The organism is Streptomyces sp. NPDC048643 (assembly GCF_040650615.1).
In the GTDB taxonomy this organism is placed as follows: Bacteria; Actinomycetota; Actinomycetes; order Streptomycetales; family Streptomycetaceae; genus Streptomyces.
Window position 1 is genome coordinate 1 of sequence record NZ_JBEZHO010000115.1, and the last position, 1,625, is coordinate 1,625.

Below are 1,625 nucleotides of genomic sequence, written 5' to 3' on the forward strand. Positions count from 1 at the left end.
GCCCGAAGGAGGCGTCGTAGGGCCACCACCCGCCGGAATGCCGACCTGACCCTGACTGAACACCCGGGAATCGTTGAAGGTGCTCTGGAGCCCGGAGGCGGAGTTGGCCGAGGTGAGGTACTCGGCCCAGATCATGAACCACGCCCAGCGGGGCTGCGCGGCGAGCTGGGACGGGGTAGGGACAGTGCCGACCTCGGCGAGCGAGATGGGCTTGCCGTGGGAGACGTTGACCAGGGCCTGGTACCAGTCGGTCGTCGGGTAGCCCTTGTTCCACGGGTCGAGGCTCGCGACGTCGACGTAGTCGTCTCCGGGATAGAAGCCGGACACGCCCGCGGAACCGCCGTTGGAGTCGGTGTCCTTGACGTTCCACACCCAGACGATGTTGTTCAGTCCACGCGACGTCAGGTAGTCGTGGGTGATCTGGAAGAGGCGGGCGCTGCCGTTGGCGCCGGATCGGCCACCCCACCAGGCCCAGCCCTCGTTCATCTCGTGCAGCGGCCGGAGGAGAACCGGGATGCCGGCGTCCTTGAGCTGCTGGAGGGAGGACACGACTCCCTCCAGCTTGTTCTTGTAGGCGGTGTTCAGCGACGTGCCGTTGGTGATCAGCTGCTGCCATTCGGAGTCCGACAGCCGGCTGCCGTTGACGCCCCCGTCGAACTCGCAGGTCGACACGTCGGGGCGACACATGTGCCAGGTGAGGCTCACCAGGGAGCCGTTGGTCCACTCGGTCTTCGCCTGGTTGATCAGGGTCTGGCGGTTGGCGATGTCGTCCGCGCGGAAGCCGAGTTCGCCGCCCCACAGTCCCGGCCACTTGCCGGTGAGGGAGTGCGCCTGCGTGGTGTACTGCGACGGATTGCTGAGCGGTTCCTTGTTGTGGACGCCGCTGACCACGTGGTTGCCGCTGATCTGCCGTAGGTAGTCGACCACCGCCTGGGGTGTCGACGGCCCCGCCGCGGCGACCGCCGGGGCGGGAGCGACAGCTGCCTGGGAGGGAGCGGCTGCCAGCAAGCCGGCGGCGGCCAGGGGCAGGGCCGTGAGTACGGCCAGGGACTTGCGCGTGAAGATCGTCGGTTTCAATGCAGGACCCTCTCGTGGGTGCCGTGGGGTGGAACTGCCTCACCGCCCGGCGCTTCAAGGTGCGTGACATCGATGTCGCCTGCGAGTGAAGGGGAGGGATCGACGCCTGGAAGCTAGAGCGGGGTGCAGGACGTGTCAATGGATTCAGCAACCCTTTTATAGAACGTGCTAGTTGACAAAATCAGTCTCACGATGACTCCTACGGTGCGATATCCCCAGGTGAAGCGCGAAGGCCGCCCATTGCGGCGTGGCGTGGGAGCGCTCCCTTTACTTGAACGGTCTATGGACAGGTGCAAACGCCGGGTCTACGGTGACGCGATCCCGCATCCTCAACCTCGAACATGTCATGCATAGATCACACCAGTCCTCCGCCGTCTCCATTGAGCACCGCCCTCGCGACGGGTGTACGGGCCCACCGCCACCTTCAACGAACCGCCCACGAAAGGCCCTCACGCATGCGCTCACCACGGACAACAGCCGCCCTCGTGGCCGCGGCGACACTCCTCGCTCTCTGCGTCGCCCCCGCCGCATCCGCCGCCACACCCACG

1 protein-coding gene is annotated in these 1,625 nt (G+C 66.2%); it reads right to left on the reverse strand.

The features are described from left to right. Positions 1–1,077, reverse strand: a 1,077-nt coding sequence (locus tag AB0C62_RS42140) for a glycosyl hydrolase (protein WP_362982612.1), incomplete at its 3' end; no start/stop codon positions are given. Positions 1,078–1,625 lie beyond the last annotated feature (548 nt).